Annotated in this window: 16 protein-coding genes; 14 read left to right on the forward strand and 2 right to left on the reverse strand. The window is 66.7% G+C overall.

Annotated elements, in window-relative coordinates:
- Window positions 1-17: 17 nt before the first annotated feature.
- Window positions 18-398 carry a hypothetical protein gene (locus ACO07I_RS24315; RefSeq protein ID WP_422011987.1) on the forward strand — a complete coding sequence of 127 codons (381 nt, stop codon included), beginning with the start codon at window positions 18-20 and terminating at the stop codon, window positions 396-398.
- Here the strand turns inward: ACO07I_RS24315 and ACO07I_RS24320 are convergent.
- Window positions 376-2,505, reverse strand: a complete 2,130-nt coding sequence (locus tag ACO07I_RS24320; RefSeq protein ID WP_422011989.1) for a TonB-dependent receptor — start codon at window positions 2,503-2,505, stop codon at window positions 376-378. The genes ACO07I_RS24315 and ACO07I_RS24320 overlap by 23 nt on opposite strands.
- Before the next feature lie 107 nt (window positions 2,506-2,612).
- Between ACO07I_RS24320 and ACO07I_RS24325 the strand changes: the two genes are divergently transcribed.
- The 11 genes from ACO07I_RS24325 to nikR all read left to right on the forward strand — a co-directional run bounded on the left by ACO07I_RS24325 (window position 2,613) and on the right by nikR (window position 13,399).
- Window positions 2,613-3,005, forward strand: coding sequence for a DUF2946 family protein (locus tag ACO07I_RS24325; protein ID WP_422011991.1), 393 nt, complete (start codon window positions 2,613-2,615; stop codon window positions 3,003-3,005).
- 222 nt (window positions 3,006-3,227) lie between these two features.
- Window positions 3,228-5,459: a TonB-dependent siderophore receptor gene (locus ACO07I_RS24330; RefSeq protein ID WP_422011993.1), complete on the forward strand. Its 2,232-nt coding sequence runs from the start codon at window positions 3,228-3,230 to the stop codon at window positions 5,457-5,459.
- A gap of 12 nt (window positions 5,460-5,471) precedes the next feature.
- Window positions 5,472-6,329, forward strand: a complete 858-nt coding sequence (locus tag ACO07I_RS24335) for a DJ-1/PfpI family protein (RefSeq protein WP_422011995.1) — start codon at window positions 5,472-5,474, stop codon at window positions 6,327-6,329.
- A gap of 63 nt (window positions 6,330-6,392) precedes the next feature.
- On the forward strand, window positions 6,393-6,785 hold the full coding sequence (locus ACO07I_RS24340; RefSeq protein ID WP_422011997.1) for a hypothetical protein: 393 nt from the start codon (window positions 6,393-6,395) through the stop codon (window positions 6,783-6,785).
- A gap of 69 nt (window positions 6,786-6,854) precedes the next feature.
- On the forward strand, window positions 6,855-8,933 hold the full coding sequence (locus ACO07I_RS24345; protein ID WP_422011999.1) for a TonB-dependent receptor family protein: 2,079 nt from the start codon (window positions 6,855-6,857) through the stop codon (window positions 8,931-8,933).
- A gap of 66 nt (window positions 8,934-8,999) precedes the next feature.
- Window positions 9,000-9,476, forward strand: coding sequence for a copper chaperone PCu(A)C (locus ACO07I_RS24350; RefSeq protein ID WP_422012001.1), 477 nt, complete (start codon window positions 9,000-9,002; stop codon window positions 9,474-9,476).
- Window positions 9,477-10,274, forward strand: coding sequence for an energy transducer TonB (locus tag ACO07I_RS24355; RefSeq protein ID WP_422012003.1), 798 nt, complete (start codon window positions 9,477-9,479; stop codon window positions 10,272-10,274).
- An 11-nt stretch (window positions 10,275-10,285) separates the two neighbouring features.
- A complete protein-coding gene (locus ACO07I_RS24360) occupies window positions 10,286-11,017 on the forward strand; it encodes a MotA/TolQ/ExbB proton channel family protein (RefSeq protein ID WP_422012005.1) in 732 nt (243 codons plus the stop codon).
- A 12-nt stretch (window positions 11,018-11,029) separates the two neighbouring features.
- Window positions 11,030-11,446: an ExbD/TolR family protein gene (locus ACO07I_RS24365; RefSeq protein WP_422012007.1), complete on the forward strand. Its 417-nt coding sequence runs from the start codon at window positions 11,030-11,032 to the stop codon at window positions 11,444-11,446.
- Between the two features lie 38 nt (window positions 11,447-11,484).
- Window positions 11,485-12,876 (forward strand): PepSY-associated TM helix domain-containing protein, encoded by a 1,392-nt coding sequence (locus ACO07I_RS24370; protein ID WP_422012009.1) that lies wholly within the window; start codon window positions 11,485-11,487, stop codon window positions 12,874-12,876.
- A gap of 46 nt (window positions 12,877-12,922) precedes the next feature.
- Entirely contained in the window at window positions 12,923-13,399 is a 477-nt protein-coding gene (nikR, locus tag ACO07I_RS24375; protein WP_422012011.1) for a nickel-responsive transcriptional regulator NikR, read from the forward strand.
- Between the two features lie 7 nt (window positions 13,400-13,406).
- Here nikR and ACO07I_RS24380 read toward each other — a convergent pair whose 3' ends face one another.
- Window positions 13,407-14,822, reverse strand: a complete 1,416-nt coding sequence (locus ACO07I_RS24380) for a short-chain fatty acyl-CoA regulator family protein (protein WP_422012013.1) — start codon at window positions 14,820-14,822, stop codon at window positions 13,407-13,409.
- A gap of 172 nt (window positions 14,823-14,994) precedes the next feature.
- On the opposite strand from ACO07I_RS24380, the gene ACO07I_RS24385 reads away from it, so the two are divergent.
- Entirely contained in the window at window positions 14,995-16,515 is a 1,521-nt protein-coding gene (locus ACO07I_RS24385; RefSeq protein ID WP_422012015.1) for an MmgE/PrpD family protein, read from the forward strand.
- A gap of 12 nt (window positions 16,516-16,527) precedes the next feature.
- On the forward strand, window positions 16,528-17,706 hold the full coding sequence (prpC, locus tag ACO07I_RS24390) for a bifunctional 2-methylcitrate synthase/citrate synthase (protein ID WP_422012017.1): 1,179 nt from the start codon (window positions 16,528-16,530) through the stop codon (window positions 17,704-17,706).
- Window positions 17,707-17,710: the final 4 nt, after the last annotated feature.

The raw sequence follows: 17,710 nt of genomic DNA on the forward strand, positions 1-17,710 counted from the left end.
AGCATAGAGTGCGGCCAATGACCGAAGACGAACTTCAGGCGCGGCTCGAAGCCGTGCTGCCCGCCGCCGACCTCCATGAAGTATTCGTCGAGGAATGCCAGGACCAGGATGTGCGGCTGCGCTTTTCGCCGGCGGCCGGGGCCGGCTGGACCACGGGGGCGCTGCTGTCTCTGGTCGACACCTCGCTGCGCGCGGCCGCCGGCCTGGAAACGCGCGCTTCGCATCTGAATGTGACCGTGCTGCGGCCGGCGCAGGCCGCCGACGTCATTGCGCTGTCGCGGGCGATCCGCCGCGATGGCGACCAGGTCCACGCTGAGACCTGGCTGTTCAGCCACGCTGTCGTCGAGCCGATGCTGCACGCGACGGCGACGCTGGTCAGAATGCCTTGGCCATCGTGAAGCGCACGGCCAGCGGCTCGACCGGGTGGAAGTGGCGGTCGGCCACGCCGTCCGGGCCTTCGTTGGGCAGCCGCGAGGTATAGTAGTAGTCGATCTGGCTGGCCTGCGTGTTCAGCAGGTTGAAGGCGTCTACCTGCAGCTTCAGTCCGCTGTCGAACACGTAGCCCAGGCGCGCATTGATGATCGAGGTCGGGCTCGATTGGACGCTCGCATCCTCGACCAGCGGACGCGTTCCGAAATAGCGCCAGCGCACCGCGCCGAACCAGCCGGTATCGGCGCCGAGCGTGATGCCGGCCGAGGCGATGAAGGAGGGTGCGCCCGGGATGAAGTCGCCCGCTGGATCGGGATTGGTGAAGCGCGCCTGCGTGTAGGCGAGATCGAGGTCGAGCAGCGCCCACGGCACCGGCCGGTACTGGTTGGTCCATTCGACGCCGATGCGGCGGCTCGGGCGGCTGGCCTCGGTCGTGCCGGCGTCGCCCACGAACAGCAGCTCGGAATCGAAGTCGAGCACGAACACGGCAAGCGCAGAATCGAGCCCCTTGATCGCCTGCGTCCGCACGCCGACCTCGGCACCGCGCGAGCGCACGAGGAGCGGCACCGAGGCGACCGGCGTGGTCTTGTCGCCGGGATCGACGGTGATGGTGGCGCCGCGCAGGTCGTTGCTGTGATAGCCGAGGCCCGCATTCACGAAGAACTCGGTCTTGTCGAACGGACCGAAGATGAGGCTGGCCTTGGGGCTGGCGAGGAAGGCAGAGACGTTGCCTGAGTTGGCTGCGGTGTCGGAGGCGACGGAGCCCGTGAACCAGTCGCCGCGGACGCCGAGGATAGAGCGCAGCCAGTCGGTCCATTGCAGCGTGTTCTTGGCGTAAACGGCGACGCTGGTCTCCGTCACCTGGTCGTAGCGCACCGTGTTGAATGGCGTGCGCTGCTGGGTGTTGAACAGGCCGACGCCGATATTGTCGAAGCGGATCTGTGTGCCGACCGTCGTCTCCGAGGCGAAGCCCGCCAGCGAATGGCGCATGAGGTGGCTGGCGTTGAGACCCAGGATCATGCGCTTGTCGCTCTGCTGGAACTGGTCGCCGTTCACCGGATCGTCGAGGAAGTAGGTGAAGTTGTTGTAGAGGTTCATGGTCGAGTAGATGCCGTAGGCCTCGACCTTCGACGCGGTCCGCTCATCGCTGCGGCTCCAGCGCATCGACAGCGAATAGCGCTGGGCATCGCCGCCGTCGGTCTGGTCGACGGCGCCATAGCGTCCGAGGCTGCCGTCGGCCACCGCCCGCGCCGGGATCTGGTCGGTCGAGTGCCAGGAATTGGTGTAGGCGAGGGCGGTGATGGCCAGCCCGTTGGCCGTGTCGCCTTCGGCGTAGCGCAGGAAGCCGTTGAACTTCTTGAGGTCGTCGCCGACCTGCCAGGGACCGTTGTAGGTCACGATTTCGCCGGCCGCGGTCAGCGTGCCGTAGCCCGCCGCCATCGAGCCTGCGGCCAGCGCGCGCCAGTAGCCGAAGCTGCCGCCGGTCGACAGCACGACGGCATTCTCCAGCCGGTTGGCATACGACAGTCGCAGCGAGCCTGCCGAGGCGAAGTCGCTTTCCTCGGCATAGTAGGGGCCCTTCTTGATGATCATCTGATCGACCAGTTCGGGGATCAGGAAGTTCAGATCGGCATAGCCCTGGCCGTGGCCATGGGTGCGCATGTTGATCGGCATGCCGTCCAGCCAGATGGCGAGATCGGTGCCGTGGTCGAGGTTCATGCCGCGCAGGAAGTACTGGTTGGCTTTGCCCTCGCCGCTGTGCTGGGAGACGATCAGGCCGGGCACCGCTTCCAGCATCTCGCCGGGCCGGGAGATCGGACGCGTGTTCAGCGTCTCGCCCGAGACGCGGCGCTCGCTGGCCGAATCGGTTGGCTCGGCTTCCAGCGCGCGGGGCGCCGTGACGGTGATGGCGGGGAGTGCCGTTGAGGCGCCGGTGTAGCCCTGCGCGGTAGGATTGGGCGCCGCCGTATCGGACGGTCCCTGTCCGGGCGCCAGCGGCGGCGCCGTCGTCTGTGCGGCCCCGAGGGCCGGCCAGAGCATGACCATGGCCCACAGCGCGGAGGACTTCGTATGCATTATTGTTATATTCTGCATACTTTGTGCCAGAGCCGCAATGCAGGCGATCGAGTGCAGCCTTCGCACTGGTGCCTTGAGTTTGTTCTGGGACCTGCCTAAAGTTTGCCATGATTGCAAAGCAGCCGGTTTCACGTTTGCGCTCGATGGCGCTGACGGTGGCGCTGTTTGCGATCACGCTTGCCATCTTCCAGCCCCTTTCCCACGCGGTCATGCTGCGGATGGGCGGCCTGGAGGCGGCCACCGCCCTGTGGGGTGCCCTCTGCCAGCCCAATGCCGACACGGGCGAGGGCGAGTCGCAGGGACCGGCGAATGCCAAGGTCCACGATTGCTGCTTCGGCCTCGCACACGCACCGGCTCAGGCGCTGCCATCGGGCGCCTCGATTGAAATCGAGGCCACAGAGACGGCGCAACGCATCCACGTGGCGCACCATCATCCCTCGACCGGCGCCATTCGCGACGGGCCCCATCAGCCTCGAGCTCCTCCACCTCTGAACGACTGACTCAATTGCTGCAACGCGCGCGCCTGCTGGCGCGCGTGATGTATCGCGTCAGCCATTCGAGGAAATGCCCATGCCGGCAATTCTCCGGGCGATCGATGATCGTCCCGGTGAGGCCTGCCGTGTGTCCGGCGGTCTCCCTCACAGCCACTCCGACCAAGCTCCTGAGCCGCCGGCGCAAGCCCATGCGGGCTCCTCCACCCATTCGATTCAAGGTGAACTTCCATGAGACGCTACTGCCTCTCGGTCCGTCCTCTTCTCGCGCCCGGTCTGATGGTGCTCTCGCTGCCGGCGCTTGCGCAGACCGGCGGCGGCCCCCCGGTTGCTCCCGTCGAGTTTCCGCCGGTGCTCGTGCAGGGCACCGGCGTTCCGGTGGAGAATACGACGGCCGGCCCGGTCCAGGGATTTCGCGCCCTGACGGCCAAATCTTCCACCAGGACGTCAACGCCGATCGAGCAGCTGCCCCAGAACATCAACGTCATTACGCGTTCCCTGATCGACAGCCAGCTCTCGATCACGCTGAGCGATGCAGTCAGGAACGCCAGCAACGTGCAGCCCATCGATTCGCGCATGATCGGCAACGTCGAACAGGTCCCTGTGAAGATCAGGGGGTTCGGCGCGGAACTGTGGACCGACGGCTTTGCCGGCAATCTGTTCGTCGCGGGCGACCGCGACGGGCTGGTGAACGTGGAGCGAGTCGAGGTCCTGAAGGGGCCCAGCGCGGTCGTGTATGGCGGCGGCGCCGGCGCTCCCGTCGGCGGCGTGCTCAACGTCGTCTCGAAGATGCCGACGGACACGGCAAAGTATCAGTTCGGCACGACGTTCGGCAGCTACTGGTACGCCAACCCCTACGTGGACGTGAACCAGCCTCTGAACGACGAGAAGACGGTGCTGTTTCGCCTCACCTCCGAGTACACCGGGAGCAGCAGCTACATCGACGTTCTGAATTCCAGCCGATTCAGCGTCAATCCGACGCTTACGCTGACCAACAAGACGGATACGACCCTGACGCTCCAGGGCTTCGTGTCGCAGGCCTACCAACAGGCCTATCCCGGCCTGCCGGTCAGCGGCACGATCACCGGAGACTACACCGTCAATCGAAACCTGTACTTCGGCAATCCCAACATCATGCCGAGCTACTCGAAGCTGTATGGCGTGACCGGAACGCTGGACCATCGCGTCGACGATGTCTGGTCGGTCAACGTCAAGGCGCGGTGGAGCAGGTCGGAGATGCAGCAGAACTCCCAAAGCGCCTTCCTCGACGCCACCGGCACCGGGGGCACGCCGTTGTTCCCGCCGTCGACATTCGATGTGAACAACATCGAGGTGTACGACCAGCAGCAGGAGATCAGCATCAACCCGACGGTTCAGGCGAAGTTCTCGACGGAGTCGACGAAGAACACGCTGCTGATCGGTGGCGACTTCAGCCGCGTCACCGACTGGGGGTTCATGAACGTCGACACGAATGGCAACGTCTGCTTTCTCGTCGGGTTCGGCTGCACGCCTTCTCTCGTGAACCTGCAGAATCCGTCGTTCACGACGCCCTACACCTTCCCTGTGCCGGGACGAGGGGAAGGCGTTTCGTTCTTCAACTTCAACAACACGTACCTGACGACGGGCTTCTACGCGCAGCTGCAGTCGACGATCAACGACCGCTTCCATGTTCTTGCCGGTGCCCGCCTGGCGTCGATCGACATCACCTACAACGAGTTCGCCACCGGCTCGATGGTGACGCGCGTGACACAGGCGACCCGGCTGCTGCCGCGCGCCGGCATCGTCGTCGATCTGGTGAAGGGCTTGTCCCTGTACGGCAGCTACTCCCAGGGCATGAAGTGGGTGCCGTTCTCGCAGACATTCGCCCAGCCAGCGCCCGAGTTCTCCACGCAGTACGAAGCCGGCGTGAAGCTCAACATCAACGATACCCTCACCGGCACGGTGGCGCTCTTCCAGATCGAGCGGACCAATGTGCCGGTCAGGCTGTCGGCTCTCGCCGCCACCCTTTCGCAGCAGACATCGCGGGGGTTCGAAGCCGATTTCCTGTACCAGCCCAACCGGAACTGGAGCGTTCTGGCGAGCTACGGCTACACGAATGCCTTCTTCGCCGATCCGGCAGGCCCGGGCATTCCGGCGGGCTATAGGCTGCCCTTCGTTCCGGAACATTCCGGTCGCTTCTGGCTGAACTATCAGTTCGACGAGAGCGTGGTGCCGGGGCTCAGCCTGGGCGCCGGCATCTACGCGGCCTCGAACCAGTACGTCGATGCGTTCAATCTCTGGCAGACCGCAGGTTATTATACGGTCGATGCGAAGATCGGGTACGAGAACGAGAAGTTCCGCGCCGTTCTTTCGGCCAAGAACCTGACGAACAACCAGTACTTCGTTCCGTACAGCTGGCTCGGCGGCCAGGTCGCACCGGGAGCCCCGCTGTCGATCTATGGCCAGCTGGCCTTCAAGTTCTGACGGGAGGTCGCCATGTCTTTGACACGCCGTCAATTCGCCGCCGCGGCCGCCGTTGCCGCGGCGGTCGCCCATTCACCCGGCGATCTCCTGGCGCAACAGACAGGCGGCGGCGAGCCGTCTGCCGGAGCCGCAACCGGGTCGCCTCACGACATGTCGTCCATGCCCGCCCATTGGATGGGATCGGAGGAGATCGCCTTCCTGATCTATCCGCAATTCACCGCACTCGACATGGTCGGTCCGCATCACATGCTGACCAGCCTGATGGGCGCGAAGGTCCATCTGGTCGCCAAGACGAGGGATCCGGTGCAGAGCGACACCGGGCTGACCGTCGTGCCTTCCATGACGTTCGACGAATGTCGGAGCGACCTCGATATCGTCTGCGTGCCCGGCGGCTCGGAGGGCACGCTCGCAGCGATGAAGGACGACGCGACCATGCTCTTCCTCAAGGACCGCGGCAGCCGGGCGAAGTACGTCACGTCGGTCTGCACCGGCTCGCTGCTCCTGGGGGCAGCGGGGTTGCTCGCCGGATACGAGGCGACGTCGCATTGGGCCACCAAGGCGCTGCTGCCGATCTTCGGCGCCCGGCTCGCGGAGGGGCGGGTCGTCGTCGATCGCAACAGGATCACGGGCGGGGGTGTGACGGCAGGCATCGATTTCGGGCTCACGCTCGTGGGGCATCTGCGGGATCGGCCGTATGCGGAGGGCGTCCAGCTCATGGCAGAGTACGATCCCAAGCCGCCTTATTCGGCAGGCACGCCCGAACGCGCGCCGGCAGACGTGAGGGGAATGATCGAGGGCATGTTCACCGATTTCGTCGCCGAGGCCGAGAAGGTGGGCCGCGCCGCCTTCGCCAGGTTCGGGAGGCTGTGATGACGCAGGCACTTCACGGCCAAGCAGCTTGAGCGTCACGGTACAACCCGGTTAAACTGCAGCATGACCGCAATGCAGCCGATCTCACGTTTGCGCTCGATGGCGCTGACGGTGGCGCTGTTTGCGATCACGCTTGCCATCTTCCAGCCTCTCTCCCACGCCGTCATGCTGCGCATGGGCGGCCTGGAGGCTGCCACCGCCATGTGGGGCACCCTCTGCCAGCCAAGTGCAGATCAGGGAGAAACGGACTCGAAGGGCCCGGCAAATGCCCGGGTCCACGATTGCTGCTTCGGCTTGGCGCATGCACAGGCGCAAGCGCTGCCCTCTGGCATCTCGATTGACGTCGAGATCGGCGAGACGGCGCAACTCATCCTCGCGGCGCACCATCATCCCTCGACCGGCGCCATTCGCGACGGGCCCAACCAACCCAGAGCGCCTCCGCTTCCGAACGTCTGACCTACCGTTCTGCACCGTGCATGCCCTCGGCATGCGCGCTGCTTCGCGTCAGCCATTCAAGGAAGCATCATGTCTTCGACTTTACGAGCGACCGTCGTCGCCTCCCTAGGGCTCGTCTTCGTGCCCTCGATCCTTCGTGCCGAGGAATTGGCCCAGAGCCAGGCGCCCAGCATGCCGGCCATTACCGTCACCGCACCCTCCGCGTCGCTCACCGTGCCGTCCGCCAAACAGGCGGAGGAGCAGATCAACAAGACTCCCGGCGGCGTCGAGGTCGTGCCGGCGACACGCTATCTCGACGGTCGCGCCACCACCATGAAGGACATGCTCGACTATACGCCCGGCGTCTGGGTGCAGAGCAAGTACGGCCAGGAGGATTCAAAGCTGGTCATCCGGGGCTCCGGCCTGTCGCGCAATTTCCACCTGCGCGGCGTCCGCCTGCTGCAGGACGGGTCGCCGATCAACCTGGCAGACGGCAGCGGCGATTTCCATGAGATCGACCCGCTCGCCCAGCAGTATGTCGAGGTCTACAAGGGCGCCAATGCGCTGCGCTACGGCGCGGCGACCCTGGGCGGTGCCATCAACTTCGTTTCGCCCACCGGTCGCAGCAATCCGGGCTACGCCGCTCGTTTCTATGGCGGCAGCTACCAGACCTTCGGCGAGCAGGCCGCGGCCGGCTTCAATGAGGGCCCGTGGGATGCCTGGCTGTCCTTCACCAACCTGAGCGGCAACGGCTTTCGTCAGCACACCAACCAGAGCCTGCAGCGGGTGAACGGCAATGTCGGCGCGCAGATCGGATCGAATGCGGAAACGCGCTTCTTCCTGTCGGGCAACCAGGTCCGCAACCAGATTCCGGGCTCGCTGACCCAGCAGCAGTACCTGACCGATCCGCAGCAGGGGCCGCTCTCCAACGTGCTGCAGAATGCGCGGCGCGACGTCGATTCCTTCCGCTTCGCCAACACCACCGTCATCGACATCGGCGACGACGCGCTGACCCTGCAGGGCTTCGTGAAGTCGAAGTATCTGTTCCATCCGCTCACGTTCGCCGTGATCGACAACACCACCCTCGATTGGGGGCTGACGGCCCAGTACAAAGGCAGCCGCGCCGTCGCGGGCCATCGCAACGACTTCATCCTCGGCGTGAACTACTTCGCGGGAACGAACCGCAACAAGCAGTTCGCCAACCGCTTTGGCGTGCCCGGTGCGTTGACCAACGACAATACAGAGAACTCCACCAGCGTCGAGGTCTACGGCGAGAACTGGTTCTACGTGACCCCCGAAGTCTCGATCGTCACCGGCCTGCAGCTCAACTGGCAGACCCGCGTGCTGACCGACAACTATCTGGTCAACGGCAACGATTCCGGATCGGCGGCCTATTTCGAGGCGAATCCGAAGATCGGCGCGCTCTGGGAGCCGCGTCCGGGCCTGCAGTTCTATGCCAACGTCTCGCGGGCCTCGGAGCCGCCGACCTGGTCGGAACTGAATCCGAGTGTCGCGCCCGGATTCGCGCCCCTCGCGCCGCAGACCTCGTGGACCGCGGAAATCGGTACGCGCGGCTCGATCGGCCCGCAGTTCGGCTGGGATCTCTCGATCTACCGGTCGTGGGTGAAGAACGAACTGCAGCTCCTCGTCGTGCCCGGCTTCGGCGGCTCGGCCATCGCCATCAACATTCCGAACGCGATCCATCAGGGCATCGAACTCGGGCTGAACGGCACGGCCTGGCAAGGCGAGAAGGGTGACCGGCTGACCGGCCGCGTGGCGCTGACCGTGGGTGATTACCGCTTCGACAACAACCCGACCTACGGCAACAACCAGCTCCCGGGAGCACCGCCCTACTACATCCGGGCGGAGGCGCGTTACGCGACCCAGGGCGGCTTCTACATCGGCCCCAACGTCGAGTGGGTGCCGCAGGGCTACTACGTCGACAACGTCAACAACCCCGCCTTCATGACGTCGTCCTACGCGCTGCTGGGCGTCAAGGCCGGATACACCGGCTTCAAGGGACTCGAGTTCTTCGTCGATGCCCGCAACCTCACGAACCAGATGTACGTGTCGAACGTCGGCGTGATCAACACCGCCACGGCGGCGAGCCCACTCTACAACCCGGGCGACGGGGCGTCGGTCTATGCCGGGATTCAGGCCCGCTTCTGATGGCGGCCGCTGTCAACCACGGTTAACCGCCGCTCTACGGCAAAATTTCGTAACAGGAGAAATCTAATGATCGGACATCGCACTGCACTCTGCATGCTGCTGGCCCTGTCCTGGGCCGCACCCGTGTCGGCTCACGACTACAAGTTGGGATCGCTGGAGATCGCGACCCCGTGGACCCGTGCCACGCCAGCGACGGCCAAGAGCGGTGGCGGCTTCCTGACGATCACCAACAAGGGAACGACGGCCGACCGTCTCATCGCCGCTCGCAGCCCGGCATCGGCGAAGGTCGAAATCCATGAAATGAAGATGGACGGCCAGGTCATGCGCATGCGCGAGCTCGAAAAGGGGCTCGACATTCCGCCGGGAGCGACGGTGACGCTGAAGCCCGGCGGCTATCACATCATGTTCATGGAGCTGAAGGCGCCGCTCGCCAAGGACGCCAAGGTGCCCGTGACGCTGGTCTTCGAGAAGGCGGGAAGCATCGACGTCGACTTCAAGGTCGAGGCGATGGGGGCCGCCGGCACCGGACACCAGATGCGATAGGTGTCCGTGGTGCGGCTCGACCGTTCAGGACCTCCCGGCGCTCTCGCCGAGCCGCTATCGACGGCGGCGCGGCGCGGCATTCTTGCGCTGGTGATCTTCTTCCATGTGGGAGGGGGCTGGGCGCTGACGCAGGTCGAGCCGGTGAAGCTGGTGGTGGGCGACATCGCGCCGATGGAGGTGCGCATGGTGGCGGCGGAGGAGCCGGGCCAGCCCGAGATCGAGGATTCGGAGCCGCCGCCGCCGGTCGATCTGAAGCCGCCGCCGCCGGAGCTGGCGACCATCGTCGAGCCGCCGCCGCCCGACCTGCCGCCGCCGGAGTTCCCGCTTGCCAAGGTCGAGCTGCCGCCGCCCGACGAGCCGCCGCCGCCCGAGTTCAAGCCGCCGGAGAAGAAGGTCGAGCCCAAGCCCAAGCCGCCGGAGCCGAAGCCGGTGCAGAAGAAGCCGCAGCCGGCGCGTCCGGCCGCGCCGGTCGAGGCGGGGCCACAGCAGGCCGCGCCCGCGGCGCCGGCCGGCCCGCGCACGGTGCAGGCCTCGCAGCTCGGCTGGCTGGTGCAGCCCAATCCGGCCTATCCGGCGCGCGCGCGGCGGGCGGGCGAGCAGGGCACGGCGACCATCCGCGTACTGGTCGACGTGACCGGCCGGCCGGCCCAGGTCTCGCTGGCGGCCTCGTCGGGCCATGCCGATCTCGACCAGGCGGCGCTGAGCGCGGTGCGCGCGGCGCAGTTCCGGCCCTATGTGGAAGGCGGCCTGGCGCAGGCGGTCTGGGTCCACGTTCCGATCAAATTCGTGTTGCAGTAGGAGAGTATCGCATGGGCGACGCATCGGCCCTGGGCTTCGGCCATTTCATTGCGCAGGCGGACATCGTCGCGAAGATCCTGCTGGGCGTGCTGGCGGTGATGTCGGCGATCTCCTGGTACCTGATCGTCTACAAGGGGATCGGGCAGATCATCCGCCAGGGGCGCAGCCGCCGATTCCTGACCTTCTTCTGGAGCGCGACCTCGCTCGAGCAGGTGCAGCACGAGCTCAGCATCCACGGGGTGAACGAGCCGTTCGGTCATCTGACGGCGCATTCGCTGCATGCCCAGGCGCACCACGCGAAGTTCGGCGCGGCCAAGCTCGAGGAGGCGGGCAGCGAGACCGAGTTCCTGACGCGCACGATCAAGAAGGTGCTCGACGAGGAAACGACCTCGCTGGAGAACGGGCTGACCATGCTGGCGACGATCGGCGCCACGGCGCCCTTCGTGGGCCTGTTCGGCACGGTATGGGGCGTCTATCACGCGCTGGTGGCGATCGGCATGTCGGGCTCGGGCATGCTCGACAAGGTGGCGGGCCCGGTGGGCGAGGCGCTGATCATGACCGGCATCGGCCTCGCGGTCGCCCTGCCGGCGGTCATGGGCTACAACTGGCTGACCCGCTCCAACCGCGTGTTGACGGCCAAGCTCGACGCCTTCGCCTTCGAGCTGCTGACCTTCCTGTCGATGGGCCGTGCGCTGCAGGCCGGCCGCAAGCCGGGCAGCGTGCCGCTCGCGGCCGTGACCTGAGGGAGACGGGCAATGGCATTCGGGAGTTTCGAACGCAAGACCTCGTCCCAGCCGATGGCCGAGATCAACATGGTGCCGCTGATCGACGTGGTGCTGGTGCTGCTGGTGATCTTCATCGTGACGGCGCCGCTGCTCACCAACGTGGTGAAGCTCGACCTGCCCAAGGCGACGGCCAACGCCGACCTGCAGAAGCCCGAGAAGATCGAGTTCGCGATCGACGCGCAGGGCTCGCTGTTCTGGGGCGGCGAGCGGGTGACGCGGGAGGAGGCGATGGAGAAGTTCGTCGAGGCCGGCCGCAAGCGGCCGCAGCCCGAAGTCTATCTCCGCGCCGACGCCACCGTGCCCTACCGCTACGTCTCCGAGACCCTGGCCGACGCTTCCAAGGGCGGCCTCTCCAAGATCGCCTTCGTCAGCGAACCGGCGCGCTGAGCCCGGCCGTCACATCTCCTATTCCCGTGTGAGGAACCATGTCCGACTATGTTGCGGGTCCAGCGAAGCACGTCGCTTCTGCCGGTGCATCGGAGGAGCAGCCCGCCGGCCGCCTGTACGCACGGCTCTGGCGCTGGCACCTGCTGGCGGCGCTCCTCGTGATCCCGTTCGTGCTCTGGCAGAGCACGACGGGCACGATCTATCTCTGGTCCGAATGGTGGATGGACCAGGCCCATCCCGAACTGCGTTTCGTCCAGCCGGGCAAGACGCCGGTGCCGCCCAGCGTGCAGCTCGCCGCGGCGCTGGAGGCCGCGCCCAAGGAGTTCTCGGCCAAGGGCAGTGGCGGACACAGCCATGGCGGCGGCGGTGCCGCCCATGACCACGGCGCGATGACGGAGCAGGGCGGCCCGCCGGTGCAGGAGATCATCCTGTCCGACGATCCGCGCCGCAGCACCCAGGTCATGATGCTGAACGAGAGTGGACTGCCGTATCCGATCTTCGTCGACCCCTATAGCGGGCGCGTGCTGGGCTCGTTGACGGGAAGCCAGTGGCTGCCGGGCCTGACCAAAGCCCTGCATGGCGGCTGGCCGCTGGGTAAGCCGGGGAGCTGGCTGCTCGAACTGGCCGATGGCTGGGCGATCTTCATGATCCTCTCTGGCCTCTATCTCTGGTGGCCGCGACAGCGCGGCTTCCTCGCCGCCCTGCGGCCGCGCTTCGACCGGGGCGCGCGCATGGCGGTGCGCGACCTTCATGCCATCGTCGCCGTCCTCTTCTCCGCGGTGTTTCTTTTCTTTCTGATCAGCGCCCTGCCCTGGACCGCCTTCTGGGGCGGCGAAGTCCTGTCGAGAGTCCAGACGATGCTCAACCAGAAGGGCACCGCCGGCTTCTCGCCGGGCGGCGCCTCGGCGCACCAGATGGCGGCCGCGCAGAAGCCGATCGACGATCTCGTCGCCGAGGCGCGCGCCCGCGGTATCAGCCAGGCGCTCAGCGTGCGATTGGCGCCGTGGCCGGGCGCGCCGCTCTACGTCAGCAACCGCAACGGTCCGCCGTCTGCCGACCGCGTGATCCTCGGAAACCCGAAGACGGGCGAGGTGACCCGCGACGCGCTGCGCGCCGACCAGCCGGTGATCCCGCGGATGGTGGGCTTCGGCATCCATGTGCACCAGGGTGACTTCGGCCTGTGGAATCTCTGGATGAACACGGCCTTCGCCCTGTCGCTCGTCTGGCTCACCGTTTCCGGAGTCGCCTCGTGGTGGATGCGCCGGCCGCGGGGCAGTCTGGGTGTTCCGCGCAAGGTCGCGCTGCGCTGGCCGCGGGCGCTGATCGCCACCGCGGCCGTGATGTGCCTCCTGCTGCCGATCTTCGGCGCTTCGGTCCTCGTGCTGCTCGGTCTCGAGCGATTGCTGGTACGTCGCGGGAAGCCCGCCTGATATCATGACCTCCGGTGCGATACGTCGTGAAGCGGAGGTGTGTGAGATGCAGCGGGTCACCCTGTCGGTCGACGACGATCTCCTGGCGACGCTCGACCGCCACATGAAGAAGCACCGCTATGCCAGCCGCTCCGAGGCTTTGCGCGACATCCTGCGCGACGTGGCGGCGCGCGAGGCGCTCGAGGCCGGTCCCGCGGGCAAGGAGGAGGGCTTCTGCATCGCCACGCTCGCCTATGTCTACGACCACGAGACGCGCGATCTCGGGCGGCGTCTGACCCAGGCCCAGCATAAGCATCACGATCTGCAGGTAGCCACCCTGCATGTCCATCTCGACCACGATTCCTGCCTGGAAGTGTCGGTGCTGCGAGGCCCGGTCAAGGCGGTGCGGGCGATGGCCGACGAGACGGTGAGCCAGCGTGGCGTGCGCCATGGCCAGCTCCATCTCGTCCCGGCGGAACTCGACAACAAGCGGCACAGCCACGGCGGCCGCGGCGGCGGCGGTCACGACCACATTCACGCCTAGGCTCTTCCTACGTCGTCGGGTAAGGCGCGAAGCGGCTGCGGTTCTCGTCGATGGTCAGGGGGCGGCCGATCGGCGGAAAGGCGCGCTGCGGGCAGGATGGCCGCTCGCACACGCGGCAGCCGGCGCCGATCGGCGTGGCACTGGCGGCATCGCCGAGATCGAGCCCCTTGGAATAGACGAGTCGCGCGGCATGGCGGAGGTCGCAGCCCAGGCCGATCGAGAAACTCTTGCCGGGAGCGCCGTACTCGCCATGGCCGCGTTGCACCGTGCGGGCGATCCACAGATAGGTGCGGCCGTCGGGCATCTGCGCGAGCTGCGTCAGGATGCGGCCGGGATGGGCGAAGGCCTCGTGCACATTCCACAGCGGGCATGAGCCGCCGACGCGCGAAAAGTGGAAATCGGTGGCCGACTGGCGCTTGGAGATGTTGCCGGCGCGGTCGACCCTCACAAAGAAGAACGGCACGCCGCGCGCCGACGGACGCTGCAAGGTGCTGAGCCGGTGGCAGATCGTCTCGTAGCCGACGCCGAACCAGCGGCCGAGCCGCTCGATGTCGTAGCGCACCGTCTCGGCGGCCTGCAGGAACGGGCCGTAGGGCAGCAGCAGCGCACCGGCGAAATAGTTTGCGAGACCGATGCGGGCGAGGGCGCGCGCCTCGTTCCCCTCGAAGGCGGCCTCGTCGACCAGGCGGCGCAGCAGCTCGTCGACCTCCAGGAAGGCGAGCTGGGTCGCCATCTGGAAGGCATGCTGGCCCGGTCGCAGATGCGCCGAAAGATGCAGCACGCGGGCCGCCTTGTCGTAGCGGCGCTGCACGCCCGACGGCTCGTCGCCCGAGTCGCGGGCGATGCGCACACCGTGGCGGTGCGACATGTAGTCGATCAGCCCGGTGTTGAAATTGCCGACGGAGAGGCCGGCGGTTTCGTAGATGCGCTCGGCAGCATCATCGAGTTCGGCGACGTGATTGTGCCGCGCATAGAAGAAGTCGCGCACCTGCTCGAAGGGCATCGGCGTCGACTGCGAGTCCGGCCGCTCGTCGCCGAGGCGCGTGGCCATCGCGTCGGCGCGTTCGGCTTCGCTGCGGTAGCGGCGGTGGAGATTGACCAGTGCCTGTCCGATCGCGGGCATGCCGGCTGCCAGCTCGCGGATCTCCGCCAATGGCACGGCTTCTCCGGGCTGGGCCTCTGACAGCGCATCGCGCAGGTCCGAGATCAGCCGCGCCTCGTCATTGTCCGAGAAGAGCTGCACGTCGATGCCGAACACCGAATTGATCTTGAGCAGCACCGGCACGGTGAGCGGCCGCTGATTCTTTTCGAGCTGGCTGAGGTAACTGGTCGACAGGCCGAGCGCGTCGGCAAGGGCTGCCTGCGTCATGCGGCGTTCCTCGCGCAGCGCCCGCAGCCGCACCCCCATGAATGTCTTCCGCATCTCGTCCTGTGTCCTTTGCAAACTTCGCAAAACGCGCGACCACCATCCGCAAAATATCGCAAATTCAGCAATTCTAACCGTGCGGCGCGTTGCAGATATTGCGGAGACAGCGGGCGTTGGCAAGGTCGGCGCGACGCTGTCGCCAGTCATCATTCGACAAGGAAGCCGCTTCGTGAAGCTCCACAGCGTCCGCACCTACAAGTCCGCCGAAAGTCTGCCGCGCGAGCAGCAGCTTGCCTGGAAGATCGCCGGGGTCGCGGTCGATCCCGTGCCGGTCGCGGACGACGTTGTCGAGATGATCGGCAGCCGCATCATCGACAATGCCGCCGTCGCCGCGGCCTCGCTCAACCGCCCGCCGATCGTCAGTGCGCGTGCACAGGCTCGTGCGCATACGGGCAAGCCGGGCGCGACGCTGTTCGGCCTGTCGAGCTTTCCGTCGCGCCGCGTTTCGCCGGAGTGGGCGGCCTGGGCCAACGGTGTCGCGGTGCGCGAACTCGACTATCACGACACCTTCCTGGCCGCGGACTATTCCCATCCCGGCGACAACATCCCACCGGTGCTCGCCGTGGCGCAGCATTGCGGCCTGAACGGCGCCGCCCTCGTGCGCGGCCTGGCCGCCGCCTACGAAATCCAGGTCGATCTCGTGAAGGGCATCTGCCTGCACGAGCACAAGATCGATCACATCGCCCATCTCGGCCCCTCGGCCGCCGCGGGCATCGGCGCGGCGCTCGGCCTGCCGGTGGAGATCGTCTACCAGGCGGTGCAACAGGCGTTGCATGTGACGACGACGACGCGCCAGTCGCGCAAGGGCGAGATTTCGAGCTGGAAGGCCTATGCGCCGGCCTTCGCGGGCAAGATGGCGGTCGAGGCCGTCGACCGGGCGATGCGCGGCGAGGGTGCGCCGTCGCCGGCCTACGAGGGCGAGGACGGCTTCATCGCCTGGCTGCTGGGCGGGCCGAAGGCGGAGTATGTCGTGCCGCTGCCGGAGAAGGGCGAGGCCAAGCGCGCGATCCTCGACACCTACACCAAGGAGCATTCGGCCGAATATCAGAGCCAGGCGCTCATCGATCTGGCGCGGCGCCTGGGGCCGAAGATCGGCGATCTCTCGAAGATCCGCAGCATCGTCATCCGCACCAGCCATCACACGCACTATGTCATCGGCACCGGCGCCAACGATCCGCAGAAGATGGATCCGACGGCCAGCCGCGAAACCCTCGACCATTCGATCATGTACATCTTCGCCGTCGCCCTGCAGGACGGCGGCTGGCATCACGAGCGCTCCTACGCGCCCGAGCGCGCGGCGCGGCCCGAGACGGTGGCGCTGTGGCGCAAGATCAGCACGATCGAAGGTCCCGAATGGACCGAGCGCTATCACTCGACCGATCCGGCGCGGAAGGCGTTCGGCGGCCATGTGACGGTGACGCTCGACGACGGCCGCGTGATCGCTGACGAGATCGCGGTGGCCGACGCCCATCCGCTGGGGGCCCGTCCGTGGCGCCGGCCCGACTATGTCGCGAAGTTCCGCACCCTCGCCGACGGGATCGTGGCCGAGGCCGAGCAGAAGCGTTTCCTCGAAACGGTCGAGCGCCTGCCGGAGCTCGGGGCCGATGAGCTGTGCCAGCTCAACTTCGTCGTCAGCCCCGACCATCTTCATGCCCCCGCTGCGTGCGGGATCTTCGACGCCGCTGAATAGAGGAGGAGCGCCATGTCCAGTCCGATCCCGGCCAAACCTGCGCCCAAGAAATCCGTCGCCCTGTCCGGTGTCGAAGCCGGCTCGACCGCGCTCTGCACCGTCGGCCGCAGCGGCAACGACCTGCACTATCGCGGCTACGACATTCTCGACATTGCCGAGCGCTGCACCTTCGAGGAGATCGCGCATCTCCTCGTGCACGGCACTCTGCCGACCGAGGTTCAGCTCGCGGCCTACAAGGCCAAGCTTCGCTCGCTGCGCGGCCTGCCGGCGGCGGTGAAGCGCACCCTGGAAGCGATTCCCGCGGCGGCGCATCCGATGGACGTGATGCGCTCGGGCGTCTCCGCGCTGGGCTGCGTGCTGCCCGAAGCGGCCGATCACAATCATCCCGGTGCGCGCGACATCGCCGACCGGCTGATGGCCTCGCTGGGGTCGATGCTCCTCTACTGGCACCACTATGCCCACAACGGCCGCGGCGTGGATGTCGAGACCGACGACGACAGCATCGCCGCCCACTTCCTGCACCTGCTTCACGGTCAGGTGCCCTGTGCGAGCCATGTGCGCGCCATGGACACGTCCCTGATCCTCTATGCCGAGCACGAGTTCAACGCCTCGACCTTCACCGCGCGCTCGATCGCCGGCACCGGGGCCGACGTCTATTCGGCGGTGACGGGCGCGATCGGCGCGCTGCGGGGGCCCAAGCATGGCGGCGCCAACGAGGTCGCCTTCGAGATCCAGCAGCGCTACGACGATCCCGACGCGGCGGAGGCCGATATCCGCCGGCGTGTGGCTGCGAAGGAGGTCGTGATCGGTTTCGGCCATCCGGTCTACACGATCGCCGACCCGCGCAATGAAGTGATCAAGCGGGTCGCCCGCCAGCTGGGCGATGAAGCCGGCACCCGCCGCATGTTCGACATCGCCGACCGCATCGAGGCGGTGATGGGCGAGACCAAGAAGATGTTCGCCAACCTCGACTGGTTCAGCGCCGTCTCGTACCACCTGATGGGCGTGCCCACGGCGATGTTCACGCCGCTGTTCGTGATCGCCCGGACCTCGGGATGGTGCGCGCACATCATTGAGCAGCGCATCGACAACAAGATCATCCGTCCCGCGGCGCACTATACGGGACCAGAGAACCGCGTCTTCGTGCCGCTCGTCCAGCGCGGCAAGCCAGCGCCCGCGCGCGCGGCCTGAACGC

Origin of the sequence: Reyranella sp. (assembly GCF_965227665.1) — a bacterium.
GTDB lineage: Bacteria > Pseudomonadota > Alphaproteobacteria > Reyranellales > Reyranellaceae > Reyranella.